This is a genomic window from Paraburkholderia bryophila, from assembly GCF_003269035.1.
GTDB lineage: Bacteria > Pseudomonadota > Gammaproteobacteria > Burkholderiales > Burkholderiaceae > Paraburkholderia > Paraburkholderia bryophila.
The window spans coordinates 1-26159 of the sequence record NZ_QLTK01000039.1; the positions used below are offsets into that span (position 1 = coordinate 1).

Annotated in this window: 25 protein-coding genes; 18 read left to right on the forward strand and 7 right to left on the reverse strand. The window is 64.0% G+C overall.

The window, feature by feature from the left end; genetic code table 11:
• The first annotated feature begins 432 nt into the window (after positions 1 to 432).
• From bioA to bioB, 4 genes are read left to right on the forward strand one after another with little or no spacing between them, the layout of a single operon-like run.
• Positions 433 to 1797 (forward strand): adenosylmethionine--8-amino-7-oxononanoate transaminase, encoded by a 1365-nt coding sequence (gene bioA / locus BX591_RS32480; RefSeq protein ID WP_111935416.1) that lies wholly within the window; start codon positions 433 to 435, stop codon positions 1795 to 1797.
• Positions 1797 to 2981, forward strand: coding sequence for an 8-amino-7-oxononanoate synthase (gene bioF / locus BX591_RS32485; RefSeq protein ID WP_111935417.1), 1185 nt, complete (start codon positions 1797 to 1799; stop codon positions 2979 to 2981). Before bioA ends, bioF begins: the two co-directional genes overlap by 1 nt.
• Positions 2978 to 3709 carry a dethiobiotin synthase gene (gene bioD / locus BX591_RS32490; protein ID WP_111935418.1) on the forward strand — a complete coding sequence of 244 codons (732 nt, stop codon included), beginning with the start codon at positions 2978 to 2980 and terminating at the stop codon, positions 3707 to 3709. Before bioF ends, bioD begins: the two co-directional genes overlap by 4 nt.
• Before the next feature lie 34 nt (positions 3710 to 3743).
• On the forward strand, positions 3744 to 4823 hold the full coding sequence (bioB, locus tag BX591_RS32495) for a biotin synthase BioB (RefSeq protein ID WP_111935419.1): 1080 nt from the start codon (positions 3744 to 3746) through the stop codon (positions 4821 to 4823).
• A 109-nt stretch (positions 4824 to 4932) separates the two neighbouring features.
• Here bioB and BX591_RS32500 read toward each other — a convergent pair whose 3' ends face one another.
• Together BX591_RS32500 and BX591_RS32505 are read right to left on the reverse strand one after the other, a co-directional pair.
• Positions 4933 to 5958 carry a sulfate ABC transporter substrate-binding protein gene (locus BX591_RS32500; RefSeq protein ID WP_111935420.1) on the reverse strand — a complete coding sequence of 342 codons (1026 nt, stop codon included), beginning with the start codon at positions 5956 to 5958 and terminating at the stop codon, positions 4933 to 4935.
• Positions 5959 to 6107: 149 nt separating this feature from the next.
• Entirely contained in the window at positions 6108 to 6710 is a 603-nt protein-coding gene (locus BX591_RS32505) for an RBBP9/YdeN family alpha/beta hydrolase (protein WP_111935421.1), read from the reverse strand.
• 361 nt (positions 6711 to 7071) lie between these two features.
• On the opposite strand from BX591_RS32505, the gene BX591_RS32510 reads away from it, so the two are divergent.
• The 6 genes from BX591_RS32510 to BX591_RS32535 all read left to right on the forward strand — a co-directional run bounded on the left by BX591_RS32510 (position 7072) and on the right by BX591_RS32535 (position 11275).
• Positions 7072 to 8013: a 2-hydroxyacid dehydrogenase gene (locus BX591_RS32510; RefSeq protein WP_111935422.1), complete on the forward strand. Its 942-nt coding sequence runs from the start codon at positions 7072 to 7074 to the stop codon at positions 8011 to 8013.
• 112 nt (positions 8014 to 8125) lie between these two features.
• Positions 8126 to 9052 carry a hydroxymethylglutaryl-CoA lyase gene (locus BX591_RS32515; protein WP_111935423.1) on the forward strand — a complete coding sequence of 309 codons (927 nt, stop codon included), beginning with the start codon at positions 8126 to 8128 and terminating at the stop codon, positions 9050 to 9052.
• Positions 9053 to 9107: 55 nt separating this feature from the next.
• Positions 9108 to 9629, forward strand: coding sequence for a YbaK/EbsC family protein (locus tag BX591_RS32520; RefSeq protein WP_111935424.1), 522 nt, complete (start codon positions 9108 to 9110; stop codon positions 9627 to 9629).
• A gap of 4 nt (positions 9630 to 9633) precedes the next feature.
• The gene (locus BX591_RS32525; protein WP_111935425.1) at positions 9634 to 9861 is read left to right on the forward strand and encodes a DUF1289 domain-containing protein; all 228 of its coding nucleotides are present in this window, start codon (positions 9634 to 9636) and stop codon (positions 9859 to 9861) included.
• Complete coding sequence (locus BX591_RS32530) at positions 9858 to 10325, forward strand: MaoC family dehydratase (RefSeq protein WP_111935426.1); 468 nt, start codon at positions 9858 to 9860, stop codon at positions 10323 to 10325. Before BX591_RS32525 ends, BX591_RS32530 begins: the two co-directional genes overlap by 4 nt.
• Positions 10322 to 11275 (forward strand): MBL fold metallo-hydrolase, encoded by a 954-nt coding sequence (locus BX591_RS32535; protein ID WP_111935427.1) that lies wholly within the window; start codon positions 10322 to 10324, stop codon positions 11273 to 11275. Before BX591_RS32530 ends, BX591_RS32535 begins: the two co-directional genes overlap by 4 nt.
• Positions 11276 to 11530: 255 nt before the next feature.
• Here BX591_RS32535 and BX591_RS32540 read toward each other — a convergent pair whose 3' ends face one another.
• Entirely contained in the window at positions 11531 to 12430 is a 900-nt protein-coding gene (locus tag BX591_RS32540) for a DMT family transporter (RefSeq protein WP_111935428.1), read from the reverse strand.
• 120 nt (positions 12431 to 12550) lie between these two features.
• Here BX591_RS32540 and BX591_RS32545 point away from each other — a divergent pair, with 120 nt between their 5' ends.
• Positions 12551 to 13021: an Lrp/AsnC family transcriptional regulator gene (locus BX591_RS32545; RefSeq protein WP_111935429.1), complete on the forward strand. Its 471-nt coding sequence runs from the start codon at positions 12551 to 12553 to the stop codon at positions 13019 to 13021.
• A 47-nt stretch (positions 13022 to 13068) separates the two neighbouring features.
• Here the strand turns inward: BX591_RS32545 and BX591_RS32550 are convergent, their stop codons facing one another.
• On the reverse strand, positions 13069 to 13959 hold the full coding sequence (locus BX591_RS32550) for an alpha/beta fold hydrolase (RefSeq protein WP_111935430.1): 891 nt from the start codon (positions 13957 to 13959) through the stop codon (positions 13069 to 13071).
• 292 nt (positions 13960 to 14251) lie between these two features.
• On the opposite strand from BX591_RS32550, the gene BX591_RS32555 reads away from it, so the two are divergent.
• The gene (locus BX591_RS32555) at positions 14252 to 15211 is read left to right on the forward strand and encodes an NAD(P)H-dependent flavin oxidoreductase (RefSeq protein ID WP_111935431.1); all 960 of its coding nucleotides are present in this window, start codon (positions 14252 to 14254) and stop codon (positions 15209 to 15211) included.
• Between the two features lie 32 nt (positions 15212 to 15243).
• On the opposite strand, the gene BX591_RS32560 is transcribed toward BX591_RS32555, so the two are convergent.
• The 3 genes from BX591_RS32560 to BX591_RS32570 all read right to left on the reverse strand — a co-directional run bounded on the left by BX591_RS32560 (position 15244) and on the right by BX591_RS32570 (position 18629).
• On the reverse strand, positions 15244 to 16182 hold the full coding sequence (locus BX591_RS32560) for a LysR family transcriptional regulator (protein ID WP_111935432.1): 939 nt from the start codon (positions 16180 to 16182) through the stop codon (positions 15244 to 15246).
• 221 nt (positions 16183 to 16403) lie between these two features.
• Entirely contained in the window at positions 16404 to 17489 is a 1086-nt protein-coding gene (locus BX591_RS32565) for a porin (RefSeq protein ID WP_111935433.1), read from the reverse strand.
• 576 nt (positions 17490 to 18065) lie between these two features.
• Positions 18066 to 18629, reverse strand: coding sequence for a hypothetical protein (locus tag BX591_RS32570; RefSeq protein ID WP_111935466.1), 564 nt, complete (start codon positions 18627 to 18629; stop codon positions 18066 to 18068).
• Between the two features lie 568 nt (positions 18630 to 19197).
• Here BX591_RS32570 and BX591_RS32575 point away from each other — a divergent pair.
• The 6 genes from BX591_RS32575 (at position 19198) to BX591_RS32600 (ending at position 26121) form a co-directional block, all read left to right on the forward strand.
• Positions 19198 to 20223: a bile acid:sodium symporter family protein gene (locus tag BX591_RS32575; protein ID WP_111935434.1), complete on the forward strand. Its 1026-nt coding sequence runs from the start codon at positions 19198 to 19200 to the stop codon at positions 20221 to 20223.
• 275 nt (positions 20224 to 20498) lie between these two features.
• The gene (locus tag BX591_RS32580; protein ID WP_111935435.1) at positions 20499 to 22349 is read left to right on the forward strand and encodes an EAL domain-containing protein; all 1851 of its coding nucleotides are present in this window, start codon (positions 20499 to 20501) and stop codon (positions 22347 to 22349) included.
• A gap of 222 nt (positions 22350 to 22571) precedes the next feature.
• Positions 22572 to 23558, forward strand: coding sequence for a LacI family DNA-binding transcriptional regulator (locus tag BX591_RS32585; RefSeq protein ID WP_111935436.1), 987 nt, complete (start codon positions 22572 to 22574; stop codon positions 23556 to 23558).
• Positions 23555 to 24838, forward strand: coding sequence for an AGE family epimerase/isomerase (locus BX591_RS32590; RefSeq protein ID WP_111935437.1), 1284 nt, complete (start codon positions 23555 to 23557; stop codon positions 24836 to 24838). Before BX591_RS32585 ends, BX591_RS32590 begins: the two co-directional genes overlap by 4 nt.
• Positions 24835 to 25770, forward strand: a complete 936-nt coding sequence (locus BX591_RS32595; RefSeq protein WP_111935438.1) for a carbohydrate kinase family protein — start codon at positions 24835 to 24837, stop codon at positions 25768 to 25770. Before BX591_RS32590 ends, BX591_RS32595 begins: the two co-directional genes overlap by 4 nt.
• Positions 25771 to 25890: 120 nt before the next feature.
• Positions 25891 to 26121: a hypothetical protein gene (locus BX591_RS32600; protein ID WP_035553892.1), complete on the forward strand. Its 231-nt coding sequence runs from the start codon at positions 25891 to 25893 to the stop codon at positions 26119 to 26121.
• Positions 26122 to 26159 lie beyond the last annotated feature (38 nt).

The window sequence follows — 26159 nt, forward strand, 5'->3', positions numbered from 1 at the left end:
GGTCTATCTGAATCCGGAGCGAACCCAGGCCTCAGCCGAAATGTATAGGCAGGCCGCGTAACGGTTCAGGCGACAACTACCTTGACACACACCGCATGCAAAGAAAAGTAGGTGCCCCCCCGCACAGGGGCAACGCTAATAGACCACCACGACCTCAAGGAAAGGCCCAAAAAAAATCACACACAAACCAAATTCCCGCCCACAAGGTCCCACTACTTTGCCGTCGCCAACTCCGCCGATTAGCGACCTTTTCAAAGCAAACCAACCGACCTGTCGCAAACGTCGCCAAACCCCCGCGCCACGGGCAAAAACACCCCCACCGCCCCTAGTGCACAGCACGAAAGAAACCGCTAATCTCGACCCCGCGCGTCAGCTCAAACCGCCAAACGCGCAGCGCAAACCCAGCAGCAAACCAGCACCCGGAGCACCGCATTGAACAAGACCGCAGAACCCACCACCGCAAACCCTGACGACTGGGTCGCCCGCAGCCTGCGTGCCGTCTGGCACCCCTGCACCCAGATGAAGCACCACGAGCGCCTACCGCTCGTCCCCGTCGCACGGGGTCAAGGCGCGTGGCTCTACGACCGCGCCAACCATCGTTATCTGGATGCGATCAGCTCCTGGTGGGTCAACCTGTTCGGTCACGCCAACCCGCGCATCAACGCGGCCCTGAAAGACCAGCTCGACACCCTCGAACACGCCATGCTCGCCGGCTGCACGCACGAGCCGGCCATCGAACTCGCGGAACGCCTCAGCGCCCTCACCGACAATACGCTCGGTCACGCGTTCTTCGCATCGGACGGCGCGTCCGCCGTCGAAATCGCGCTGAAAATGAGCTTTCATTCGTGGCGTAATCGCGGCTTCGCCGACAAGCAGGAATTCGTCTGCGTCGCCAATAGCTACCACGGCGAAACCATCGGTGCGCTTGGTGTCACCGACGTCGCGCTCTTCAAGGACGCCTACGATCCGCTGATCCGTCACGCTCACGTCGTGGCATCGCCCGACGCGCGTCTCGCGCAACCCGGCGAAACCGCCGCCGATGTCGCGCGTCGGGCGCTCGATCACGTACGCTCGCTGTTCGAAGCGCGCGCCGGCAAAATCGCCGCGCTGATCGTCGAGCCGCTCGTGCAATGCGCCGCCGGCATGGCCATGCACGACGCGTCGTATCTCACGGGACTGCGCGCCCTGTGCGACCAGTACGGCGTCCATCTGATCGCCGATGAAATCGCCGTTGGTTGTGGACGCACCGGTACGTTCTTCGCTTGCGAACAGGCCGGCATGTGGCCGGACTTTCTGTGTTTGTCGAAAGGCATCAGCGGCGGCTACCTGCCACTCTCGATCGTGCTGTCGCGCGACGAAATCTACGCGGCCTTCTATCACGACGACACCGCGCGCGGCTTCCTGCACTCGCACTCGTACACCGGCAATCCGCTCGCCTGCCGCGCGGCGCTCGCCACGCTCGACCTGTTCGTCAGCGACAACGTGCTCGCCGCCAACGCGCAAAAATCCGCGACGCTGAAGGCCGCGCTCGCGCCGCTCGCCGAACACAGCCACGTACGCAATCTGCGCCAGTGCGGCACGATCTTCGCGTTCGACGCCGTGATCGACGACCCGCAGCAAGCCCGCACCTTCTCACGCCGTTTCTTCGACAACGCGTTGCAGCGCGAACTCCTGCTGCGCCCGATCTCGACCACGGTGTATCTGATGCCCCCTTACATCCTCGACGACGAAGAACTCGCGCTGCTCGCATCGCGCACGCGCGAAACCTTCGAAGCCACGCTCACGGAGGCCCGCTAATGCATCTGCTCGACACACTCAAAGCAGGCCTGCAGGACATCGACGACCACGGTCTGCGCCGCCGCCGCCGCACCGCCGACACGGCATGCGCGGCACACATGACCGTCGACGGCCGCGCAATGATCGGCTTCGCCAGTAACGACTATCTCGGCCTCGCCGCGCATCCGCAGTTGATCGCGGCCATCGCCGAAGGCGCGCAGCGCTACGGCGCGGGCAGCGGCGGCTCGCATCTGCTGGGCGGCCACTCGCGCGCGCATGCGCAACTCGAAGACGACCTCGCGGCATTCGTCGGCGGCTTCGTCGACAATGCGCGCGCGCTCTACTTCAGCACCGGCTACATGGCGAACCTCGCCACGCTCACCGCGCTCGCGGGCCGCGGCGCGACGCTGTTCTCCGATGAACTGAATCACGCGTCGCTGATCGACGGGGCGCGGCTGTCGCGCGCCGACGTGCAGATCTATCCGCACTGCGATATGAATGAGTTGGGCGCGTTGCTCGAAGCGTCGACCGCCGCGATCAAGGTGATCGTGTCGGACACCGTCTTCAGCATGGACGGCGACATCGCGCCACTCACGCGTCTGCTCGCGCTCGCGGAACAGCACGGCGCCTGGCTGATCGTCGACGACGCGCACGGCTTCGGCGTGCTCGGTCCGCAAGGCCGCGGCGCGGTCGCGCAAGCGGCGCTGCGCTCGCCGAATCTGATTTCGATCGGCACGCTCGGCAAGGCGGCGGGCGTCTCGGGCGCGTTCGTCGTCGCGCATGAAACCGTGATCGAATGGCTCGTGCAGCGCGCGCGTCCGTACATTTTCACCACGGCATCGGTGCCGGCGGCCGCGCATGCGGTGTCGGCGAGCCTGCGCATTATCGGCGGCGAAGAAGGCGACGCGCGACGCGCGCATCTCCAGCAACTGATCAAACGCACGCGCGCCATGCTGAAGGCAACGCCGTGGACGCCCGTCGATTCGCACACCGCCGTGCAACCGCTGATCATCGGCGAGAACGACGCGACGCTCGATATCGCGGCCACGCTCGACCGCGCCGGCCTGTGGGTGCCGGCGATCCGTCCGCCGACCGTGCCGGTCGGCACGTCGCGCCTGCGCATTTCGCTGTCGGCCGCGCACTCGATGGCGGATCTGGACCGGCTCGACGTTGGCTTGCAACAGCTCGGAGCAAAAGCGGCATGACCAGCCTCGATCACAACGCGCTGTCGCTGTTCGTCACCGGTACCGATACGGAAATCGGCAAGACCTTCGTTTCATCCGCACTGTTGCGTGGTTTCGTGCGCGCGGGACTGCAAGCCGCCGCGATGAAGCCGATCGCCGCCGGCGCGTTCGAAGTGAACGGCGTGCTGCACAACGAAGACGCGGATCAACTCGACGCCGCGTCGAACGTGCTGCTACCGCCCGAGATGCGCACGCCGTATCTGCTGAAGGAACCGGCCGCGCCGCACATTGCCGCTGCGCTGCAAAACGTCACGTTCGATCTCGGCCACATCGTCGCGTGTCATGCGCAGGCGTTGCAGCGCGCGGAGATCGTCGTGGTGGAAGGCGTCGGTGGTTTTCGTGTGCCGCTGACCGCCACCGAGGACACCGCCGATCTCGCCGTCGCGCTGAATCTGCCGGTCGTGCTGGTGGTCGGCATGCGTCTCGGCTGCATCAGCCATACGCTGCTCACCGCCGAAGCGATCGCCGCACGCGGGCTCACGCTCGCGGGCTGGGTCGCGAATCGCGTCGATCCGGACATGACGTTCCCCGACGAAAACATTGCCTCGATTCGCGAGCAGCTTGCTCGCACGTACGACGCCCCCCTGCTCGGCATCGTGCCGCATCTGAGCCCGGCTTCGCCCGAACTCGCGGCGGACCAGCTCGACATCGACCGACTTTTGCAGACGCTGCGTCACACGCAGCGCTGATCCCCACACACATCCATCCACGAGGATTGACGACATGACGCAACTGAACATCGCTTCGACGCCAGCCGACACGGCCGCCGCCAACAACAACGCCGCCGAAGGCGCCAAACAACTGGCGCGCTGGCGCGTCGCCGACATCGTCGCGCTGTACGAACTGCCGTTCAACGACCTGATGTTCCGCGCGCAGCAAACGCATCGCGAGCTTTTCGACGCCAACACCGTGCAACTGTCGACGCTGCTGTCGATCAAGACCGGCGGTTGCGAAGAAGATTGCGCGTACTGTCCGCAGTCGGTGCATCACGACACGGGCCTGCAGGCCGACAAGCTGATGCCGGTCGACGAAGTGCTCGCCGCCGCGAAGGTCGCCAAGGACAACGGCGCGACACGTTTCTGCATGGGCGCGGCGTGGCGTAACCCGAAGGACCGTCACCTCGAACCGATCAAGGACATGATCCGCGGTGTGAAGGCGATGGGCCTCGAAACCTGCGTGACGCTCGGCATGCTCGAAACGCACCAGGCGCAAGCGCTGCGCGACGCGGGCCTCGACTACTACAACCACAACCTCGATACGTCGCCGGAGTTCTACGGCCAGATCATTTCGACGCGCACGTATCAGGACCGTCTCGACACGCTCGAACGCGTGCGCGACGCGGGCATCAACGTGTGTTGCGGCGGCATCGTCGGGCTGGGCGAATCGCGCCGCGAACGCGCCGGGCTGATCACGCAACTGGCGAACATGGAGCCGTATCCGGAATCGGTGCCTATCAACAATCTGGTGCAGGTGGAAGGCACGCCGCTGACCGGCACCGAACCGATCGACCCGTTCGAATTCGTGCGCACGATCGCGGTGGCGCGTATCACGATGCCGAAGGCGATGGTGCGTTTGTCGGCCGGCCGTGAGCAGATGGATGAGGCGTTGCAGGCGCTGTGCTTCCTCGCAGGCGCGAACTCGATTTTCTACGGCGATCAATTGCTGACCACGAGCAATCCGCAAGCTGAAGCCGACCGCAAGCTGCTGCAACGTCTGGGCATTAGCGCCGAGGCCTCGCAGCAAATGCCGGCGGATCAGAGCGGCTGCGAGCATGCTTGCGACAAGCATGCCGCGCCGAACTGAGCGGTGTTGAAGCGGGTGAGTTGATGGAACGCGCGCGATAAACCGCGTGCGTTAAAAAAGGGCGCCTCGATTCATATCGAGGCGCCCTTTGCGTTTCCAGAACGGCCGCTTACTTCTTGTCGACGATGATCTGATCGAACGTGCCGCCATCCGAGAAGTGGGTTTGCTGCGCTTTCTGCCAGCTGCCGAACATCTCTTCGACGGTGAAGGTTTTGATCGGCTTGAACTCTGCAGCGTGCTTCGCCAGCACGTCCTTGTCACGCGGACGCAGATGATGCTGCGCGATGATTTCCTGCGCGGCCGGCGACCACAGGTAGTCGAGATACGCCTGCGCTTCCTTGCGCGTGCCGCGCTTGTCGACCACCTTGTCGACGATCGACACAGGCGGCGCCGCCAGCAAGCTCACCGACGGATACACCGCTTCGAAATTGCCCGCGCCCACGCCGGTGTCGATCAACGACACTTCGTTTTCGAACGTCACCAGCACGTCGCCGATGCCGCGCTGCGTGAAGGTGGTCGTCGCGCCCCGGCCGCCTGTATCGAGCACCGGCACATTCTTGAAGATCGCCTTTTCGAAGTCGAGCGCCTGCGCATCCGTGCCGCCGTGCTGCTTGCGATAACCCCATGCGGCGAGATACGAATAGCGCCCGTTGCCCGAGGTCTTCGGATTCGCGATCACCACTTGCACGCCCGGCTTCGCGAGATCGTCCCAGTCCTTGATGTGCTTCGGGTTGCCCTTACGCACGAGGAACACCATCGTGGTGGTGTACGGTGCGCTGTCGTCCGGCAGCCGCGCGCGCCAGTTGGCCGGCACCAGTTGGCCCTTCTCGGCGAGCAGGTCGATGTCGTTCGGCTGGTTCATGGTGACCACGTCGGCCTGCAGGCCTTGCAGGACCGACAGTGCCTGCGCGCTCGACGCGCCGTGCGACTGGCGCACCGACACGGTCTCGCCGCTCTTCTGCTTGTACGCCGCGATAAAGCTGGCGTTGATGTCTTTGTACAACTCGCGTGTCACGTCGTACGACACGTTGAGCAGCGACGTGTCGGCGTGCGCCGTCGAGATGCCGCCCATCGCGAGCGTGATTGCCGTCATGCCGGCTGCGAGCCAGCGCGATGTCCCCGTGTTGCCTGCCATCTTGTCCCCGCCTATCGATGATGAAAACCTGTGGCCGCACGAGCGCGCGGCGTGAAGCGGGATTCTAACGGATTGCTTACTGGCTCGTTCGGACCGAGGTCGGACCGAATTCCGACGTAAAGCGGCGGCGCCGAGCGCCACCGCCGCGTTCAGACGAACGCGTGCTGCGCGGCCTCGAAGGTCTCCTCGCGAAAGCGCAGCGGCGCCGCGCAATGCACCAGCGTGTCGACGAAATACTTGGCGCGCGGCCACGGACCGAAGCCGGCCGCAGTGTTGATATGTCCGGCATCGCCGAGGTTGACGAACGCGCTGCCGAAACGCTGCGCGAGCTCGCGCGAACCGGCAAGCGACATCCACGGATCGGTTTCGCTGCCGATCAGAATGGAGGGCACGCCGAGACGGCGCGCGTCGAACGGGCCCGCGAAGGCGAATTTCTCCGGGCTGGCGGGCGCGACGAACAGCACACCGACCACATCGTTCGCATACGACGCCTGCTGCAACGCGTGTGCAGTCGCAAGGCAACCGAAGCTGTGCGCGGCGAGCACGAACGGCCCGCGCTCGCGCGCCAGCAGATCGCGCAGCGACTGCGCCCAACGCGAGACGTTCGGTGCTTCCCAGTCGGCCTGCTCGACGCGCAACGAGCGCGCAAACTGCCGTTCGAGCCAGGTTTGCCAGTGCGCGCCTTCGCTGCCGTGCAGGCCGGGCACGGTCACGAGCCGCGGCGGCCACGTCGATTTGATGCATGAAAGCATGTCTGTCCCTCGCAGCGGGAATCCGGGAAAGTATTGTCCCGCCCGGTCCGCTGTGGGTGAACCAAGATTTTGTGCTTTGGTTATCGAGTAAAGGCCGGGGTGAAGGCGCGGGTGAAGGCAGGCACAACGGCATGGTCACGCATGCCGCGGATTGTGGCATCCGGGCACGCCCGCGCGGCCGAAACCGTACGCCCGTACGCAAACGCGCGCGTTTCGCCCCGAAAAAGTAGAATGAAGCCTACCCATAAAAGGAGGAGGCCCCCATGCCACGAGCGTCGACCGATGCGCCGCGCGTCGTGCCGCCGCGCGGCCGGGCCTTCGCCGTCAATCGATCCGACTACGCAGGGACCTGCCCGACCGTATGAAAGTCCTCTTCTACATGACGCATGCCGACGCCGCCGAGTGGCTGCACGACTTCGCCCGCGCGCTGCCCGAAGCGGATCTGCGCGAGTGGCAGCCGGGCGACACCGCACCGGCCGACTTCGCGGTCGTGTGGCGACCGCCGCGCGAGATGCTGGCCGGCCGCGACGATCTGCGCGCGATTTTCAATCTCGGCGCGGGCGTCGACGCGATCCTCGGACTCGAACACGCGCAACCCGGCACGCTGCCGCGCAAGGCGCAATTGATCCGGCTCGAAGATTCCGGCATGGCGCTGCAAATGGCCGAGTACGTGACGCACGCGGTGCTGCGCTACCTGCGTCGTTTCGACGAGTATCAGATGTTGCAGGGCGATCGCCGCTGGCAAGTGCTCGAGCCGCATGCGCGTGAGACGTTTACGGTCGGCGTGCTGGGCTTGGGCGTGCTCGGCTCGCATGTCGCGCAAACGCTCGCGGGCTTCGGCTTACCGGTGCGTGGTTATAGCCGCAGTGCGCGGCAGATCGACGGCATCACGACCTTCGCCGGCGATGCGCAGTTCGACGCGTTTCTCGATGGCGTCAAAGTGCTGGTGAATCTGCTGCCCCACACGCCTGAAACCGGCGACTTACTGAACACGCGCACTTTCTCGAAGCTCGCGCGCGGCGCGTATCTGATCAACGTCGCGCGCGGCGGCCATCTGGTCGAACAGGATCTGCTCGACGCGCTGGCCAGCGGTCAACTGACCGCCGCGACGCTCGACGTGTTCCGCGAGGAACCGCTACCGGCCGATCATCTGTTCTGGCGTGAACCGCGTATCACGATCACGCCGCACGTCTCCGCGCTGACGTTACGCTCGGAAAGCGTCGAGCAGGTCGCACGCAAGATCAAAGCGCTGATGCGCGGCGACACGGTCGGCGGGGTGGTGAATATCGAACGCGGATATTGAATCCGACGCGACTGAATCAATCGTTGGAGCGCCGCCTCGCGCGGCTCGCAACTCAATGGCATGGAATCCGAGCCAGCGCCAAGCCGCAAGCTCGGGTCGAAAGGAGACAATCATGGCCTTACCCCAGCAAGTCAAAATCGTCGAAGTCGGTCCGCGTGACGGACTGCAGAACGAAAAGGAATTCGTCCCCACCGCAACCAAGATCGAGCTGATCAACCGGTTGTCGGCGGCGGGTTTCCGCAATGTCGAAGCGGCCTCGTTCGTGTCGCCGAAATGGGTGCCGCAAATGGCCGACGGCGCCGACGTGATGGCCGGCATCGCGCGCCACCCGGGCACGATCTACTCGGTACTCACGCCGAACCTGCGCGGCTTCGAAGGCGCGCTCGCGGCACACGCCGACGAAATCGTGATCTTCGGCGCCGCCAGCGAAGCGTTCTCGCAGAAGAACATCAATTGCAGCATCGCGGAAAGCATCGACCGTTTCGCGCCGGTCGCGCAGGCGGCGAAGGAACACGGCCTGCGGATTCGCGGCAGCGTGTCGTGCGCGCTCGGCTGCCCGTATCAGGGCGAGGTGCCGGTGGCCTCGGTGGTCGATGTGGTCGAACGCTTCGCGGCGCTGGGCTGCGACGAAATCGATATCGCCGACACGATCGGCGTCGGCACGCCCAAACGCACGCGCGAAGTGTTCGAGGCCGTGACTCGCGTGTTTCCGCGCGAACGTCTGTCCGGCCACTTCCACGATACCTACGGCCAGGCGCTCGCGAATATCTACGCCGCACTGCAGGAAGGTATCGAGATCTATCACGCGTCGGTGGCGGGGCTCGGCGGTTGTCCGTACGCGAAGGGCGCGACCGGCAACGTCGCGACCGAAGACGTGCTGTATCTGATGAACGGCCTCGGCATCGAGACCGGTATCGACCTCGCGCAAGTCGTGGCGATCGGCGATTTCATCTCGACGGCGACCGGCAAGCCGAACGTGTCGCGCGCCGGTAAAGCCCTGCTCGCCAAGGCGCGCAGCGAAGCGGGCAATTGCGTCTGATCGTCGTCGCCACTATTCGTCACTCACCTTTGCTCATCTATCAGGACTTGAAACGATGACGGACCACGCTTCCTTCGACGCCGACGATCTCGCCGCGCTGCCGGAATCCGCACGACGTGTTGCACTGCTGCTGCGCGAACGCGGCCACGCGGGCCGGATCGTGATGCTGCCCGAAACCGGCAAGACTTCCGCCGAAGCCGCCGCGGGACTCGGCTGCTCGGTCGCACAGATCGCCAAATCGATCCTGTTTCGCCGCCGTAAAGACGACGCGCCGGTGCTGGTGGTCGCCAGCGGCGCGAATCGCGTCGATGAACAGAAAGTCGCCGCGCAAGTCGGCGAGATCGGCCGCGCGGACGCGAAATTCGTCCGCGAGCAAACCGGTTATGCGATCGGCGGCGTCTGCCCGATCGGCCACGCGGTCAAGCCGGTCACGCTGATCGACGCCGATCTGCTCGAACTCGACAGCCTGTGGGCGGCGGCGGGACATCCGCATGCGGTGTTCAACCTGACCGCGCAGGAGTTGGTCGCGCTGACGGGCGCGCCGGTGGTCGACGTGGCGCTGCGCGAGACCGCGTGACGCGATGACGGCCGGCAACGATATCGAAGACGAGGACGGCAGCGTGATGTCGCCGTGCATCAGCGTGTGCCGCATGGACGAGTCGACCGGTTGGTGCGAAGGCTGCCTGCGCACCATCGACGAAATCGCAGGCTGGTCGCTGTTCGACGACGACGCGAAACGCGCGGTCTGGCGCACGATCGAAGTACGGCACGCGGAGTTCATGGCGAAGCACGCGAAGGAGCGGCGGTGAAGCCCGCGCCGCGTATCGTCACGATCGGCGAGACGTTCAGCGCGACGCTCGAACTGTCGGCGCAATCGGTGAAATCGTTCGCCGCGCTCGTCAACGATTTCAACCCGCTGCATCACGACGACGCGTATGCCGCGCAGAGCCGCTTCGGCGGGCTGATCGCGTCCGGCACGCAACCGACCGCGCATTTCATGGCCTTGCTGGCGACGCATTTTTCGAGTTACGCCCAGCCGCTCGGCCTCGAGTTCGATATCAAGCTGAAGAAGGCCGTCCGCGCGACCGATACGCTCACGATCACCTGGTGCGTGCGCGACGCCTACTGGAAAGCGAGCCTGAACGGCGATCTGACGCATCTCGACGGCAAGGTCGTAAATCAGCGCGGCGACGTGATGGTGCTCGGCACGTCCACCATTCTCGTGATGCCGAAACCCGAAGCGGATGGCTCCACCAACACGGGCAACTCATGATCACGCTACCGGAATCGATGCGGGTTTTCGAACGCGGCTGGTTGTCGTCGAATAACGTGCTGCTGGTCGACGACGCGTGCGCCGCGCTCGTCGATACGGGTTATGCCAGCCACGCACCGCAAACGGTCGCACTCGTGCGGCAAGCGCTCGGCACCCGGCCGCTCGATCTGATCGTCAACACGCACCTGCACTCGGACCACTGCGGCGGCAACGCGCGGTTGCAGGCGGCGTGGCCGTGCCGCACCGTTATTCCGGCTTCCGAAGCCGATGTCGTGCGTGACTGGGACGAAAGCCGTCTGACGTTTCGCGCCACGGGCCAGACCTGCGAGCGCTTCGATTTCACCGGCACGACGACGGCCGGCGCGCGGCTGCAGCTCGGCGCGCTCGACTGGGAGGTGCTCGGCGCGCCCGGTCACGATCCGCATTCGCTGATGTTGTATTGCGCGGACGAGCGCCTCCTGATCAGCGCGGACGCGTTGTGGGAGAACGGCTTCGGCGTGATCTTTCCAGAGCTGGAAGGCGAAAGCGGATTCGCCGAGGAACAGGCGGTGCTCGAAACGATTGCCAAACTCGACGTGCGTGTCGTGATTCCGGGCCACGGTGCGCCGTTCACGAATGTCGAACAGGCGCTTGAACGCGCGTTTTCGCGCGTCGCGTGGTTGCGTGCCGATCCCACGCGCAACGCGAGGAATGCGCTGAAGGTGTTGATCGTGTTCAAGCTGCTTGAAGTCCGGGAGATGAGCTTCGACGCGCTGGTGCGGATGGTGGATAGCGCCGAGGTGATGCGCGCGGCGGCGGCGATGCTTGCGCCGAGTGGCGAATGGACCGCGTTGCTGAGCGGAATCGTCGGGGAGCTTGCGGCGAAGAATGGGCCGCTTGCGGTGGCGGGCGAGCGGATCTTTGCGCGGGACTCAAAATCGGCGCCACAAAAAGAAAACCGCTCGACCTGAACAACAAGGCGAGCGGCGGAAATTCTGTCGGACGTGATCAGCGTCTGGGTCAATGATACGCGCGGCGGATTTTTGACCGCATCGGTGATTTCCCTACAGAAGTTTGACGTCTCCTTTTAAAGCGGCATACGCGCGGCGTTACGAGGCTCCGTAGTCAACGGCGTTAGCACGGATTAGCCTGTCGATATGAATAATCAGGCTAAACGCTTAATCTGGAATCCGTAGCATCGAGGATATTTTCCGCCGCGACATCCATCAGGTCGACGACAAACGTTTCTGCGGCACGATCCGCCACCCCAGATTGACGCCTGCCGCCGCCAGCAGAATCAGCACCGCACCGAGCACCTGAATCCACGCGAGCGTCTGCCCGAACGCCACCCGATCGACGATGATCGCGACCACCGGATAGATGAAGGACAGCGCGCCGGTCATCGAAGTCGGCAGCTTCTGGATCGCGCCGTACAGCAGCACGTACATGAGGCCCGTGTTCACAATGCCGAGCACGATCAGTTCGAGCCACTGCACGCCGCGAGCCGGCAGCGCGTCGAAATGCACGAACGGGGCGAGCATCAGCACACCGAGCGACACCTGAATCAGCGCGATCAGATGCGGTGGCGTGCCCTTCAACCGCTTCGTGATGATCGACGACACCGCGTACATGGCCGCCGCGCCGACCGCGTACGCGACGCCGGTCAGGTATTGCCCGGGTACGGCCAGCACCGCCGGCTCGACTTTCACGACGAAGACGAGGCCGATGAACGCGATCACCAGCCACGCGACGGTCGACGCGCTGATACGTTCGCGGAACACCAGCGCGCCTAGCGCGACCAGCATGAACGGCTGGGTGTTATAGACGGCGGTTGCCATCGAGATCGACGCGCGCGAATACGCCGCGAACAGCAACACCCAGTTGATAACGATCGCCGCGCCGCCGAGCAACGCGAGCGCGAGCATCTTCCACGAAAAGAGTGGGCGCCTGAAGAGACCGAGTACCGCGCACACGAGGGCGAGCGTCGCGCCGCCGAAGATGCAGCGGAAGAACACCACGTTGAACGGATTCTGCTGCGACGACACCACCAGCCAGCCGATGGTGCCGGACATCAGCATTGCCATCGTCATCTCCGCGGCTCCGCGGCGGATTTCGTTTGACGCCATGATTCGATCCTCGAATTTCTATGGATACCTGCATGCCAAGCAGTGTAATTAATCTGATTGGCTGAATACATGGCTAAACTAAAGACCTGCTGCGATGAAACCTAATAATCGAAGATGATTATGTCGAAACGCCTTTCGTCGTCCGCGCCGGCTCCGCTCGATGATACGGATCGCGCGCTGCTTACCGCGCTTGCCGAAGACGCTCGCCAGCCGGTTAGTGAACTGGCTCGTCTGATTGGTCTGTCAGCGCCGAGCACGGCGGAACGCGTGCGCAGGCTCGAGGCGCAGGGGGTGATTGAACGCTTCACCGTGCAGATCGATCCACGTGCTCTTGGCTACACGTTGCAGGCGATTGTGCGGGTGAAGCCGTTACCGGGTCAGTTGCATCTGGTCGAGGAGGTGATTCGGCGGATTCCGGAGTTCGTCGAATGCGACAAGGTGACGGGGGATGATTGCTTTATTTGTCGCTTGTATCTGCATTCGATCGAACAGCTCGATGGGATCCTGGCGAAGGTCACTGAGCGGGCGGAGACCAGTACTGCGATCGTCAAGGCTACGACTGTTGCCAGGCGGTTGCCGCCGCTTGGGTGACGACGGTTTTGCATTTCATGCTGGTGCGGAGCAATGGGCCAAACAACTCACTGCTCGACCGCCTCAAAGAAGGAAAGCATCTCGGCAACGAGCTCGTCCGAGGCTTCCTCGGGAATATAGTGCCCACAGGAAAGCGCCCTGCCGCTGACGTCCCGCGCCACGTGCCGCCACTCGCCGAGCGCGTCGAAGCACTTCTCGATGACGCCCTTATCGCCCCAGAGCACGCGCAGCGGACACCCGATCTTATGCCCGCGCTCGACATCGGCGCGATCATGCTCGAGATCGACACTCGCCGACGCCCGATAATCCTCGCACATGGCATGCACGGCACCAGGCTGCGCGAGCGCCGCACGATAAGCATCGAGCGAAGCAGGATCAAACGCCGCCAGCCCCGCATGACGGCTGCCCATCACCGCATCGACATACGCGGCCGGATCGGCACCGATCAAAGTCTCGGGCAACGGCTCCGGCTGAATCAGAAAAAACCAGTGGAAGTAAAGCGTCGCAAACGTGCGATCCGTCGCCTCGTACATGGCGAGCGTCGGCGCAATGTCGAGCAGCATCAAACGCTCGACCGCGTCGGCATGATCCAGCGCCATTCGATGCGCGACCCGCGCGCCACGATCATGCGCACACACCAGAAAACGTTCGAAACCGAAATGCCGCATCACGGCGACCTGATCGGCTGCCATTGTGCGTTTGGAATACGGTGAGTGAGTCGCGTCGCTCGGCGGCTTTGCGGATGCGCCATAGCCGCGCAGGTCGGTGGCGATCACGGTGAAGTGCTCCGCCAGTTGCTCGGCGCAACGCGCCCAGATCAGATGCGATTGCGGATGGCCGTGCAGCAACAGAAGAGGCGGCCCCGCTCCGCCCTTCACTCCGAAAATATCGACATCGCCCACGGCGACGCGAAAGGGCGTGAAATTCTCGAAGGCCATGGCGTCTCCTTGTCATTGCGAGTCAACGCATTGTAGGAGGCCAATGTGTCCACGCGAGGTGGGCTAGCCCACGCAAGCGTAGAACCTGAACTCTCCTTCCAACCGTTCTAAACAGACCTGCATGACTCGATCGACACACGTCGCCTATAATCGAACGATCGTTCTTTAATTGCCGGGCGGAACGTGTCGACTCGCGCATACCTCGGCGCAATGCGCGTCATGTGCCGCTAAACTCGTACACGCCGGACACGCCAACGCCGTACCGGTCCGATCAAAAATGGAGACTCGCATCATGGCATTACCCGCCGTTCTGCAAAAACTCGCGCTGCCCGTCGTTGCCTCACCGATGTTTATCGTCAGCTATCCCGAACTGGTGTTGGCTCAATGTAAGGCCGGTATCGTCGGTTCGTTTCCCGCGTTGAACGCGCGGCCGGCCGAATTACTCGACGAGTGGCTCACGCAGATTCAGACGCAGCTCGCCGAGCACAAGGCAGCGAATCCGGATGCGATCATCGGGCCGATCGCCGTCAACCAGATCGTTCATCAATCGAATACTCGGCTCGAGCACGACGTGCGCGTGTGCGTGGACCACAAGATTCCGATCTTCATCACGAGCCTGCGTGCGCCGTCGCGTGAAATCGTCGACGCGGTGCATAGCTACGGCGGTATCGTGCTGCATGACGTGATCAATCTGCGTCATGCGCAGAAGGCGCTCGAAGCGGGCGTCGACGGTCTGATCCTGGTGGCCTCTGGCGCCGGCGGCCATGCGGGCACGACTTCGCCGTTCGCGCTGGTCGGCGAAGTGCGGCGCATGTTCGACGGCCCGATCATTCTGTCGGGCTCGATCGCGAACGGCGGCTCGATCCTCGCCGCTCAGGCGATGGGCGCGGACCTCGCGTACATGGGCACGCGCTTCATCGCGACCAAAGAGGCGCACGCGGTCGAGAGCTATAAGCAGGCCATCGTCAACTCCACCGCGTCGGACATCATCTACACGAATCTGTTCACCGGCGTGCACGGTAACTACATCCGCGAAAGTATCGTCAACGCAGGGCTCGACCCGGACGCGCTGCCGGAGTCGGACAAGACCGCGATGAACTTCGCCAGCGACAAGGCGAAGGCGTGGAAGGACATCTGGGGCGCAGGCCAGGGCGTCGGCCTGATGGACGACGTGCCGAGCGTCGCCGAACTGGTGCAGCGCCTGTCGAAGGAATACGACGACGCGAAGGCGCGGCTGGGCATCGCGCGCTAATCGCTTCATCCGCCGCCGGGCGGCACGGCGAATCAGCGCACCGCCATCGCCTTGATCTGCTCGAGGCTTGGCCACAACGACTCATTCGCGAACCGCTCGGCCAGAAAGTCGACGAACGATCGCACCTTGGCCGACAGATGCCGCCGGCTCGCGTAGACCACGTGGATCGGCAGTTCGCGCGGCGGCATTTCGTCGACCAGCAAGGGCACCAGCCGCCCGGTGGCGAGATCGTCGCCGATCACCTCGGTGCCGAGCATCGCAATGCCCGCCCCTTGCAGCACGATCACGCGCTGCGCCTCCAGATGGTTGACGATCAGATTGCCCGACAAACGCACGCGCGGCGACGCGTCGCCGGAAGCAGTCGCGAGTTCGAGCGTCGAGACGCCTGCGTACTGCAGATAATTGTGGCGCGCCAGTTCGGCGGCCGTCTTCGGCGTGCCGTGCCGCTTCAGATAAGCGGGCGACGCGCACAGCACGAGATGCGCGGTGGCAATCTGCCGCGCGATCAGCGACGACGATTTCAGCCCGCTCGGCGAGGCCCGGATCGCGACGTCGAAACCTTCGTCGATCAATTCGACCACGCGGTCGGACAAGGTGATATCGACGGTAACCTGCGGATACTGCGCGGCATAGTCCGCCACCGCAGCCATCACATGGCTCAAACCGAACGCCGATAGCGACGACACCCGCAAGCGCCCTTGCGGCACGACACTCGCCGCGCCGACCACTTGCTCGGCTTCCTCCAGTTCGGTAAGCACCTGGCTCAGGCGCTCGTAGTATTCGCGGCCGGCCTCCGTGGGTGCGACGCGCCGCGTGGTGCGGTTCAGCAGACGCGCGCCGAGCTGCTGCTCGAGGTGCATCACATGCTTGCTGGCCATCGCCGCCGACATCTCCATCCGTTCCGCCGCGCCGACAAAGCTACCGACCTCCACCACATGGCGGAACACTTTCATGCTGACGAGGGTATCCATCTCAATCGCTCGCTTGAGGAATCAATCGACGCCATTCTGCCGGGTTTATAAAAAACTGGTGAGCAAAGACGTTGCCGTCATCGCCGTGCGCGCCTCGCCAGAAACGAAAAAGCCCGCTTTCCGAAGAAAGCGGGCTTTGCCGATGCCACCGGTCTACGACGTCACGCGGCGGTCCGTACTGCGTCGACGCGCCGCGCGGATCGCCCGGCAACGCAACGCGCTTAGAACTTCGCGCGCAGACCGACGCCGTACGTGTTGCCGCTCGACTGATTGGTGATGTGGTCGTACATGTACGCGGCGTACACGTCCGTACGCTTGGACAGCGGGTAGTCGTAGCCGAGTGCAGCCGTCTGACGGGTCTGGTCGAGACCGCCGCCGTCGCGCGAATACGCGTACGACGCCATCACCGTACCCGGGCCGACCGGAATAGAAGCACCGCCCTGCGCCGTGTTCACGTGCCAGCTCGTGATTTGCTGATCGTTGTACGTGTACATGTACTGGCCGAAGAATTTCACGAACTTCAGGTCGTACGAAGCGCCCACTTGCGCGACGCTCTGGCTCTTGAGGCCGGGCACGCCCGACGCGGCGAAGCTGCCGAGGTCGCTCGGCACGTTGTTGAAGTTCACGTACTGGTACACCGCCGTCGCCGCGAACGGGCCGTGGAAATACAGCACCTGGCCGCTCCACTTCTTCGCGCCGTTCTCGGTCGTGTTGCCGAGCGCGTACATGGCCGTCGCGCTCAGGCCGTTGAAGTTCGGCGACGAATACGACACCGCGTTGCTCCAGCCGGAATCGCCAGTCACGCCCTGGTCGGTGTTGTAGGTCGGGAACGTGCCGAGGCCGAGGTACGTGTGCCACACCATCGGCGAGAATTCGTACGAGTCGACGAACGGATTGAACAGAATCGTCGAGACGAACAGCGGCGTCGTCAGACGGCCGGCCGTGATCGTGCCGTACGGCGATTCGATACCCACATACGCGTTACGCGAAAACATCGTGTCGCCGGTGAAGCGGCCGTACTGGCCGTTCTGTGCGAGGAAGAAGCCTTCGATCGTGAAGATCGCCTTGTAGCCGTTGCCCAGATCTTCCGCCCCCTTCAAACCCCAGTACGACGTCGACATGCCGCCGCCGGACACTTCGGCGGCGCTCTTGCCATTCGGGAATTTCTGCGAGCCGACCCATTCGTCGACCTGACCGTAAAGCTGCACGCTCGACTGCGCAAAGGCAGCCGATGCGCTGGCCAGCAAAGCGGCGCACGCAGTGGCCTTGAGGGTGGTCTTCAGCGCACTGCTGATGCTTGTATTCATGGGTTCTCCTGTCTTTGTCAAAAGGGTGTGGCTGTGCGAAAGGGGGAGCTCGCGCGAACCATTTTTTGTTGTCCGTTCGATCGTCGAGCCAATCTGGGCGGGACCATCTTTGCGGACCATTTTTATGGACAAAAATATCGCTGGTTATTGCCGGTATATCGGTCTGGTTAGTTTTGTCGAATATCGGCCTGATAAAGCCGTGCCGATTAACGTCCACGCACTGCCGTCACCCGTTTTGCTGCGACGCGCAAAGCATGGCCAACACCACGTCCGAAGGGGTGATAACGCATCAAATGACTTGTGGATGACGCAGTGCCGCAGCAACGACGAAATTTGACGACATCAGGAGGATGACCGCCCGGTGTTTTCAAAAAAGTGTGGCGTCGAAACGTCACATTGACAGCGGCTTAATGGACGGGGATGGGACGCAGAGATAAAGCAGGCGACTTGAAAGCCGGCGGAAACGATCGTGGCCGACGCAATGGCGTATTAGCCGACAGGCACTGAAGGGTGTTGAACCAAGTAGGCGCGGCCGAGCGCTGCGCGGTCGAATCCGAAGCGACGACCAGCGGGCGGCTAGTTGCGGTAGGGCGAGCCTTCCGGCTGACGCTGATCCTCGCCCTGGCGCGGCATGCCGCGCCCCGATCCGCGCTCTTCGTTGTAGCGGGCCACGTCGGCGCGAATCGAACCCGCGCGAACCGGCGCATTGGCCGGCGGCCGAGGCACCCCACGCGATTCGGCGCTGACCGGCGTAATGGCTCCGGCGTACTGCATGCCGCCGCGGCTGTCGCCGGGATACCCGCTCGGGCCGGTGACGCGATGCATGCCCGGGTGATACGCGCCGAAGCCGTTGTTGCCGCCATTGCCGCCGGCGTAGGCTGCACCGCCTTGCGGCAGGCCTGCGTTGCGATCGACCGCGAGATTACGGACAGGAGCAGGTCTTGCGGCCGGCATACCGTAGTCGCGGCCACCGCCGCGCACGTCGCCGCGCATGACGCGATTCGCGGCGACATGCGAATAACCGCCGCCACCACCGCCGCCGAAGTGCGGCACGCCCGGCGCTTTCGCATAGGCGAACGAGCACAGCGCGGCGATAACCGCGCCCAACGCCCAGTGCTTCGTTCTCGACAACCCGTCCACCTGATGACTCACACGCCCGAAGACTTGCCTGGAGCCCACCGTTCGAGCTGCGATGGACTGGTTTGGGGACTGGCGCGAGCGCTGCGTTTCTAGCGCAGCGCGACGCATCCCGACGGCCTTTGAACCGTAATTTATGGGTGGCGGCAAAGGGTGTCGAGCCAAAAAGTGTTAGGCCTCCGCCGCGGATGTAACACCTTGTTACTGCGACGTTTTTCTACGACACAACCCTTGCGCCGCGGCCCTGAAACCGCTTGTTCATAAGGCTTTGCCGCAGGCCCGGAGCAGATATGCGTATGACGAATCGGCGCCCTTTTTTTGGGCCCGATCGTTAAAACCGCATGGACCAAACCGGGTGCGTCGCCAATACTGGAAACGTGATGGCTAACGTCGGCCTGCCACTCACCGCTCCGTCGTGTTGATGCGCCTTTCTCATTAATCGATTCGGCAAATGAATTTGCATTTTTAATCGATATAAAATAACAATAGCCTTTTGCCACGACCGGAGGCGGCCTTCGCGCGCGCCTCTCGCGCATTGTCCGCATCCGCATCACCGAATTGAGATTCCGCCATGGCTCGCCCGAAACTGCTTCCCGACAACTTCACCTTATGTCTCGTCGGCACGGTGATCCTTGCCAGCTTGCTGCCGGTTCACGGGCAGGCCGCCGTCGGCTTCAACTGGCTGACGAACGTGGCGGTCGGCCTGCTGTTCTTCCTGCACGGCGCGAAGCTGTCACGCGAAGCGATTATTGCGGGCGCGACGCATTGGCGGCTTCATCTGGTCGTGCTGCTCAGCACGTTCGCGCTGTTTCCGCTCCTCGGCCTCGCGTTGAAGCCGCTGCTTTCGCCACTTGTCACGCCGGCGCTCTATGCGGGGGTCCTCTTCCTCTGCACGCTGCCTTCTACAGTTCAGTCGTCGATTGCGTTCACGTCCATCGCCAAAGGCAATGTGCCGGCCGCTGTGTGTAGCGCGTCGGCCTCGAGCCTGCTCGGCATCTTCATCACGCCCGCACTCGTCAGCGTCGTAGTCACCAATCAGGCCGCGGGCGGCAGTTCGCCGTGGCACACGGTGGGCAATATCGTGCTGCAACTGCTGGTGCCGTTCGTGGCCGGGCAGTTGCTGCGCCCGCTGATCGGCAAGTGGATCGAGCGCCATCGCGGTGTGCTGAAATTCGTCGACCAGGGTTCGATCCTGCTGGTGGTGTACGGCGCCTTCAGCGAAGCGGTGAACGAAGGCCTGTGGCATCAGATTCCGCTCTCCGCGCTCGGCGGGTTGCTGCTGATCAACGTGGTACTGCTCGCGCTCGCGCTGGCCGTGACGATCTTCGTCAGCAAGCGGCTCGGCTTTAACCGCGCCGACCAGATCACCATCATCTTCTGCGGCTCGAAGAAGAGCCTCGCGGCCGGTGTGCCGATGGCCAAGGTGATCTTTTCCTCGCACGCGGTGGGCGCCGTGGTGTTGCCGCTCATGCTGTTCCACCAGATCCAGCTGATGGTGTGCGCCGCGCTCGCGCAGCGCTGGGGCGCTCGCGACACCAGCGGCGAAAAGCGCGCTGCCGCGCGCGAAGGATCCGCCGCCGCCATGGTCCGACGGTAAATACGCGCGCAATGCAAACAGGACATTCATAAGCGCCCTCCCTGAGCGTGATTCGAAGAAAGCCGCCTCGTGCGGCTTTTTTGTTATTTCACGCGCAAACGCCCGCGCTGTCGCCTCAGCCAGATGGCATAAGCCGAGTCCTGGGCGGGCCTAAAGTCCGGCTCGTCCCGGCATCCAGGACACGCACCACACCAGTGCGTCGCGTCACTAAAAATTCACTTAACTCTGCACCGACCGGGCCGATAAGCCGATCGTCTCCTGCTACGCCTACTGCCATGCAACTTCGCTCGCCCTCCCGGTCCGCCACGCCGCGCATCGAGGAGTTGATCGCCCGGCGTGATCTTTTCGCGGTATTTCAGCCGATCGTCGATTTCGAAGACGGCGCGATCCTCGGCTACGAAGGTTTGATTCGCGGTCCGGCAGGCACGCCGCTCGAAACGCCGTTCGCGCTGTTCTCGCAAGCGCTCGCCGAAGGCTGCGCGATCGCGCTGGAACAGGCCGCTGCGCGCACTTGCGTCGAAGCCTTCGCCAAGCTCGATTTCGACGGCAAGCTGTTCCTGAATTTCAGCGCAGGCGCGATGCGTCAACTCACCGACGCGCGCGACGACACGCTCGCACTGCTACGGCACCGCGGTGTCGATCCGCGGCGGCTCGTGATCGAGCTGACCGAACAGAGTTCGATTCCCGACATCGGCAGCTTCCTGCCGGTGATATCGACGCTGCGCGCGGCCGGCGCGCAATTCGCGCTCGACGACTACGGCACCGCCAACGCCAGCATGAATCTGTGGGTGCGTCTGCAACCGGACGTCGTGAAGATCGACCGCTTCTTCATCCACGAGATTGCCTGCGACCCGCTCAAGTTCGAAGCCGTGCGCGCCATGCAGCATTTCGCCAACGCGAGCGGCGCGCAACTGGTGGCCGAGGGCATCGAGAACGAGGCGGATCTGATCGTCGTGCGCGACATGGGGATCGGCTGCGGGCAGGGCTATTTCTTCGGCCGTCCGCATGCGCACCCGGCGCGCAAATTGAGCGACGACGCTCGCGACGCCTTGCGCGCCAATCACATCGCCGTATTCCCCGAGACCACGCGCGCGGTGAGTAGCGCGTCGCCGTCCGGCGGCATGGCGTCGGCGAAAATGCTGGTGCATGCGCCCGCGTTGCCGCGTCACGCCACCAACAACGACGTGCTCGACCTGTTCAACCGCCTGCCCGACCTGCACGCGGTAGCGGTGGTCGAGAACGACCAGCCGGTCGCGCTGATCAACCGCCGCAGCTTCATGGACCGCTACGCATTGCCGTACCACCGCGAGCTGTTCGGCAAGCGCCCTTGCCTGCAATTCGCCAACGCGTCGCCGGTGATTATCGAAAAGTCGATGACCGTCGAGCAGATGGCCAAACTCCTCGCGAGCGACGACCAGCGCTATCTCGCCGACGGCTTCGTCATTACCGAGAACGGTCAGTACGCGGGACTCGGCACCGGCGAGAAGCTGGTGCGCGCGGTGACCGAAGTGCGCATCGAAGCGGCGCGCTACGCGAACCCGCTGACCTTCCTGCCGGGCAACATCCCGATCAGCTCGCACATTGCCCGCCTGCTGGGCAACGACGCGGCCTTTCACGCGTGCTACGTCGATCTGAACCACTTCAAGCCGTTCAACGACCAGTACGGTTACTGGCAGGGTGACGAGGTGCTGAAATTCGCCGCGGCCGTGCTCGCCGAGGTGTGCGACCCGACCCGCGATTTTCTCGGCCACGTGGGCGGCGACGATTTCATGATCCTGTTCCAGAGCGATGACTGGCAGGCGCGCGTGCTGCGCGCGATCCACGTCTTCAACGAAGGCGCGCAGCGTTTCTACGCGCCGGCCGACCGGCTGGCGGGCGGCATTCACGGCGAAGACCGGCGCGGCAATCCGAGCTTCTTCGCGTTCGTGACGATGGCGATTGGCTGCGTGCGCGTCGAACCGGCCAGCGGTCCGTCGCTGTACAACAGCGAGGAAATCGCGTCGGTCGCGGCGGTGGCCAAGCGGCGCGCGAAACACGAAGCGAGCGGCTTCGTGCTGATCGACGCCGACGAAAGCGTCGTCTTGCTGCGCGGCCAGGCTGAGGCGGCTCACGCGCATATCGACTGACGGACCCAAACGAAAGCGCATGACACGAAGCGTGACTGAAATATCCTTTTACGCGGCTGTTTAGTCAATTTTACTAAACAGCATGTTTCGGGCCAACACCAGCACTCAAGGGTATTTCCGGGTGCTAGGCGAGGCGTTTTTCGGCAAGGCAAGGCACGTTTTACTATACAATCGCCGGACTCCAACACCGTGCGGTCGCGTGCTCGCAGCCGCCTGATTTCGATGGCCACAACCATCCGCGACGTCGCCCGCGCGGCCAGCGTGTCGATCGGCACCGTCTCACGCGCCTTGAAGAACCAGCCGGGGTTGTCCGAGGCGACCCGCGAACGCGTCGTCGAAGCGGCGCGGCAACTCGGTTACGACGCTGCCCAATTGCGGCCGCGCATCCGTCGGCTCACCTTCCTGTTGCACCGTCAGCACAACAACTTCGCCGTCAGCCCGTTCTTTTCGCACGTGCTGCACGGGGTGGAAGACGCCTGTCGCGAACGCGGCATCGTGCCGTCGGTGCTGACCGCCGGCCCCACCGAAGACGTGCTCCAGCAACTACGCCTGCACGCGCCCGACGCGGTGGCGATTGCCGGTTTCGTCGAACCGGAAACGCTCACCACGCTGGTCGCGATGCAGCGGCCGCTCGTGCTGATCGATCTGTGGGCGCCGGGCTTGCGCTCGGTGAATCTCGACAACGCTGCTGGTGCCACCCTCGCCATGCGGCATCTGTTCGAGCAGCAACGCAAGCGCGTCGCGTTTATCGGCGGCTCGCTCGCGCACTTCAGCATCGCGCAGCGCGCGCTCGGTTACCGGCGCGCGTTTTTCGAAGCGGGCCTGCTGTTCGATCCGTCGCTGGAAGTGACGATCGACGCCGGGTTCGACCCTGACAACGGCGCCGCGCGCGCCATGCATCAGTTGCTCGATGCGCCGGGCCCGCACCCCGACGCGGTGTTCGCATACAACGACGCCGCCGCGCTCGCCGCGCTGCGCGCGTGCCTCGCGCGCGGCCTGCGCGTACCTGAAGATATCGCCATCATCGGCTTCGACGACATTCCCGCCACCGCCCATGCCACGCCGCCGCTGTCGACCATTTCGGTCGACAAGGAAGCGCTCGGCCGGCGCGGCGTCGAGTTGCTGCTCGAAGACGCCCCCGCTGAACTCGAAGTCCGCTTGCCCGTCCATCTCATTGCCCGTGCCAGTACTTTGGTGAAAACGCCATGACGCAATCCGATTCGCTTCATCCCGCCAGCGGCGTTGCCGCGCCGTCCGTCGACAATTTCCGCAGCCGCGAGTTTCTGCTCGCGCACATAGAGGACACACTGCGTTTTTACGCGCCGAACGTGTTCGATCCGAGCGGCGGCTTCTTCCATTTTTTCCGCGACGACGGGTCGATCTACGACAAAACCACGCGGCACCTGGTGAGCAGTTGCCGCTATGTGTTCAACTACGCGATGGCGTATCGCCAGTTCGGCGACCCGCAGCATCTCGAGTACGCGCGCCACGGTCTGCGCTTTCTGCGTGAGGCGCATTGGGACGCCCAGCACGAAGGCTACGACTGGGAGCTCGAATGGCGCGACGGCCGCAAGCGCACGCTCGACGCCACGCGCCACTGCTACGGCCTCGCATTCGTGCTGCTTGCGTATTCGCATGCGGCAATGGCCGGCATCGAAGAAGCCAGGCCGATGATCGGCGCGACCTTCGAATTGATGGAGCACCGCTTCTGGGACGCCGCGGCCGGCCTCTACGCCGACGAAGCCTCGCCCGAATGGCGCGTCAGTTCGTATCGCGGTCAGAACGCCAACATGCACACCACCGAGGCGCTGCTCGCCGCGCACGAAGCGACCGGCCATCTGGTCTATCTGGATCGCGCCGAACGGGTCGCGTCGAACATCACGCTGCGCCAGGCGAAGCTCTCGCAAGGTCTGGTGTGGGAACACTTTCACGCGGATTGGTCGGTCGACTGGCACTACAACGAGGAAGACAGTTCGAACATCTTCCGTCCGTGGGGCTTTCAGCCGGGGCATCAAACGGAGTGGGCCAAGCTGCTGCTGATTCTCGAGCGCTTCCGCCCGTTGCCGTGGCTATTGCCGCGCGCCATCGAACTGTTCGACGCCGCCATGACGCACGCCTGGGACGAAGACCACGGCGGCCTCTACTACGGCTTCGGCCCGGACGGCACCGTGTGCGACCACGACAAATACTTCTGGGTCCAGGCCGAAACCTTCGCGACCGCTGCGCTGCTCGGCAAGCGCACCGGCAACGAACGCTTCTGGGACTGGTACGACGAGATCTGGCGCTATAGCTGGGCGCATTTCGTCGATCACAAGTACGGCGCGTGGTATCGCATCCTCACCTGCGACAACCGCAAATACAGCGACGAAAAGAGTCCGGCCGGCAAGACCGATTACCACACGATGGGCGCGTGCTACGAAGTGCTGGCGCACGCCCTGTCCGACGGCGCGGCCGCCGCTGCGTCCGAATCCGCGGAGCACACGAAATGAGCCAACTCAACGCAAACCACACAAGCCGCGCGGACACCGCATTCCCGCTGTTCGTCTCGGCCGGCGACATCCTCACCGATCTCGTGCGCACCGGCGCTTCGCAATGGCTATCGCGGCCCGGCGGCGCCGGCTGGAACGTGGCGCGCTGCGTCGCGCGGCTCGGTTTGCCGACCGCCTGCGCCGGCTCGCTCGGTGTCGACAATTTCTCCGACGAGCTGTGGAACGCGAGCGTCGCCGCCGGACTCGACATGCGCTTCATGCAGCGCGTTACGCGCCCCCCGCTGCTGGCGATCGTGCATCAGACGCATCCGCCCGCGTATTTTTTCATGGGCGAAAACGGCGCCGATCTGGCCTTCGATCCGGCGCAGTTGCCGGCCGGCTGGCGCGAGTATGTGAAGTGGGCGCACTTCGGCTGCATCAGCCTCGTGCGGCAGCCGCTCGGCGATACGCTGGCGGCGCTCGCGGCGCAGTTGCGTTCGCAAGGCGTGAAGATCAGCTTCGATCCGAACTACCGCAATCTGATGGAGCACGGCTACGAGCCGACCTTGCGCAAGATGGCCGCGCTCGCGGATCTGATCAAAGTCTCGGACGAAGATCTGCGCCTGCTGTTCAAAACCGACGACGAAGCCGCCGCGCTCGCCCAACTGCAAGCCATGAATCCGGCCGCCACCGTGCTGGTGACGCGTGGACCGGAGGCGGCGCTGTTGATCGACGGCGCGATGGTGGTCGAAGCGCGCCCGCCGCGCGTCGAAGTCGTCGACACGGTGGGCGCGGGCGACGCGTCGATCGGCGGCCTGCTGTTCAGTCTGATGACGGCGCCGCAGCGCGCGTGGCCCGAACATCTGGCGTTCGCGCTGGCGGCCGGCGCGGCGGCTTGCCGGCATGCCGGCGCGCACGCGCCCACGCTCGATGAAGTCGTCGCACTGCTGTAATTCTGCTGCCTTGTGCGGCGCGCATTGTCACTGACAAGGCGCGCCGCCAATGCGAAAGCCGGCGCTCCGTCATCGTGCTACGATGAAAAATCCGAACCCTTTGGAACCAGGAGCGTCGTCATGGAAGACATCACCTACACCAAAGGCATCTACACGGCCACGGCGTCGATAAAAGAAGTACAGAGCGACACCTGGCAGGGCGTGGTCACGCTCTCGCGCGACGAAGGCGACGTCACCGCCGATCAGGAAACCACGGTCTACGAAGTGGACGCCACCTCGTCGACGCCGGAGGAAGCGCTCGAGGAAGCCAAGGCGCTCGCGCACCGCATTCTCGGCAGCATCGAACTTTAGGCAGCAGTCCGGCGCCGCGCGCGTCGAAGGCGCGCCGC

Excerpts from the sequence above, each read along its gene's own strand:
- bioF (WP_111935417.1), top strand. The coding sequence starts at position 1,797 with ATGCATCTGCTCGACACACTCAAAGCAGGCCTGCAGGACATCGACGAC.
- bioD (WP_111935418.1), top strand. The coding sequence starts at position 2,978 with ATGACCAGCCTCGATCACAACGCGCTGTCGCTGTTCGTCACCGGTACC.
- bioB (WP_111935419.1), top strand. The coding sequence starts at position 3,744 with ATGACGCAACTGAACATCGCTTCGACGCCAGCCGACACGGCCGCCGCC.
- BX591_RS32500 (WP_111935420.1), bottom strand. The coding sequence starts at position 5,958 with ATGGCAGGCAACACGGGGACATCGCGCTGGCTCGCAGCCGGCATGACG.
- BX591_RS32505 (WP_111935421.1), bottom strand. The coding sequence starts at position 6,710 with ATGCTTTCATGCATCAAATCGACGTGGCCGCCGCGGCTCGTGACCGTG.
- BX591_RS32510 (WP_111935422.1), top strand. The coding sequence starts at position 7,072 with ATGAAAGTCCTCTTCTACATGACGCATGCCGACGCCGCCGAGTGGCTG.
- BX591_RS32515 (WP_111935423.1), top strand. The coding sequence starts at position 8,126 with ATGGCCTTACCCCAGCAAGTCAAAATCGTCGAAGTCGGTCCGCGTGAC.
- BX591_RS32520 (WP_111935424.1), top strand. The coding sequence starts at position 9,108 with ATGACGGACCACGCTTCCTTCGACGCCGACGATCTCGCCGCGCTGCCG.
- BX591_RS32525 (WP_111935425.1), top strand. The coding sequence starts at position 9,634 with ATGACGGCCGGCAACGATATCGAAGACGAGGACGGCAGCGTGATGTCG.
- BX591_RS32535 (WP_111935427.1), top strand. The coding sequence starts at position 10,322 with ATGATCACGCTACCGGAATCGATGCGGGTTTTCGAACGCGGCTGGTTG.
- BX591_RS32540 (WP_111935428.1), bottom strand. The coding sequence starts at position 12,430 with ATGGCGTCAAACGAAATCCGCCGCGGAGCCGCGGAGATGACGATGGCA.
- BX591_RS32545 (WP_111935429.1), top strand. The coding sequence starts at position 12,551 with ATGTCGAAACGCCTTTCGTCGTCCGCGCCGGCTCCGCTCGATGATACG.
- BX591_RS32550 (WP_111935430.1), bottom strand. The coding sequence starts at position 13,959 with ATGGCCTTCGAGAATTTCACGCCCTTTCGCGTCGCCGTGGGCGATGTC.
- BX591_RS32555 (WP_111935431.1), top strand. The coding sequence starts at position 14,252 with ATGGCATTACCCGCCGTTCTGCAAAAACTCGCGCTGCCCGTCGTTGCC.
- BX591_RS32560 (WP_111935432.1), bottom strand. The coding sequence starts at position 16,182 with ATGGATACCCTCGTCAGCATGAAAGTGTTCCGCCATGTGGTGGAGGTC.
- BX591_RS32565 (WP_111935433.1), bottom strand. The coding sequence starts at position 17,489 with ATGAATACAAGCATCAGCAGTGCGCTGAAGACCACCCTCAAGGCCACT.
- BX591_RS32575 (WP_111935434.1), top strand. The coding sequence starts at position 19,198 with ATGGCTCGCCCGAAACTGCTTCCCGACAACTTCACCTTATGTCTCGTC.
- BX591_RS32580 (WP_111935435.1), top strand. The coding sequence starts at position 20,499 with ATGCAACTTCGCTCGCCCTCCCGGTCCGCCACGCCGCGCATCGAGGAG.
- BX591_RS32585 (WP_111935436.1), top strand. The coding sequence starts at position 22,572 with ATGGCCACAACCATCCGCGACGTCGCCCGCGCGGCCAGCGTGTCGATC.
- BX591_RS32590 (WP_111935437.1), top strand. The coding sequence starts at position 23,555 with ATGACGCAATCCGATTCGCTTCATCCCGCCAGCGGCGTTGCCGCGCCG.
- BX591_RS32595 (WP_111935438.1), top strand. The coding sequence starts at position 24,835 with ATGAGCCAACTCAACGCAAACCACACAAGCCGCGCGGACACCGCATTC.
- BX591_RS32600 (WP_035553892.1), top strand. The coding sequence starts at position 25,891 with ATGGAAGACATCACCTACACCAAAGGCATCTACACGGCCACGGCGTCG.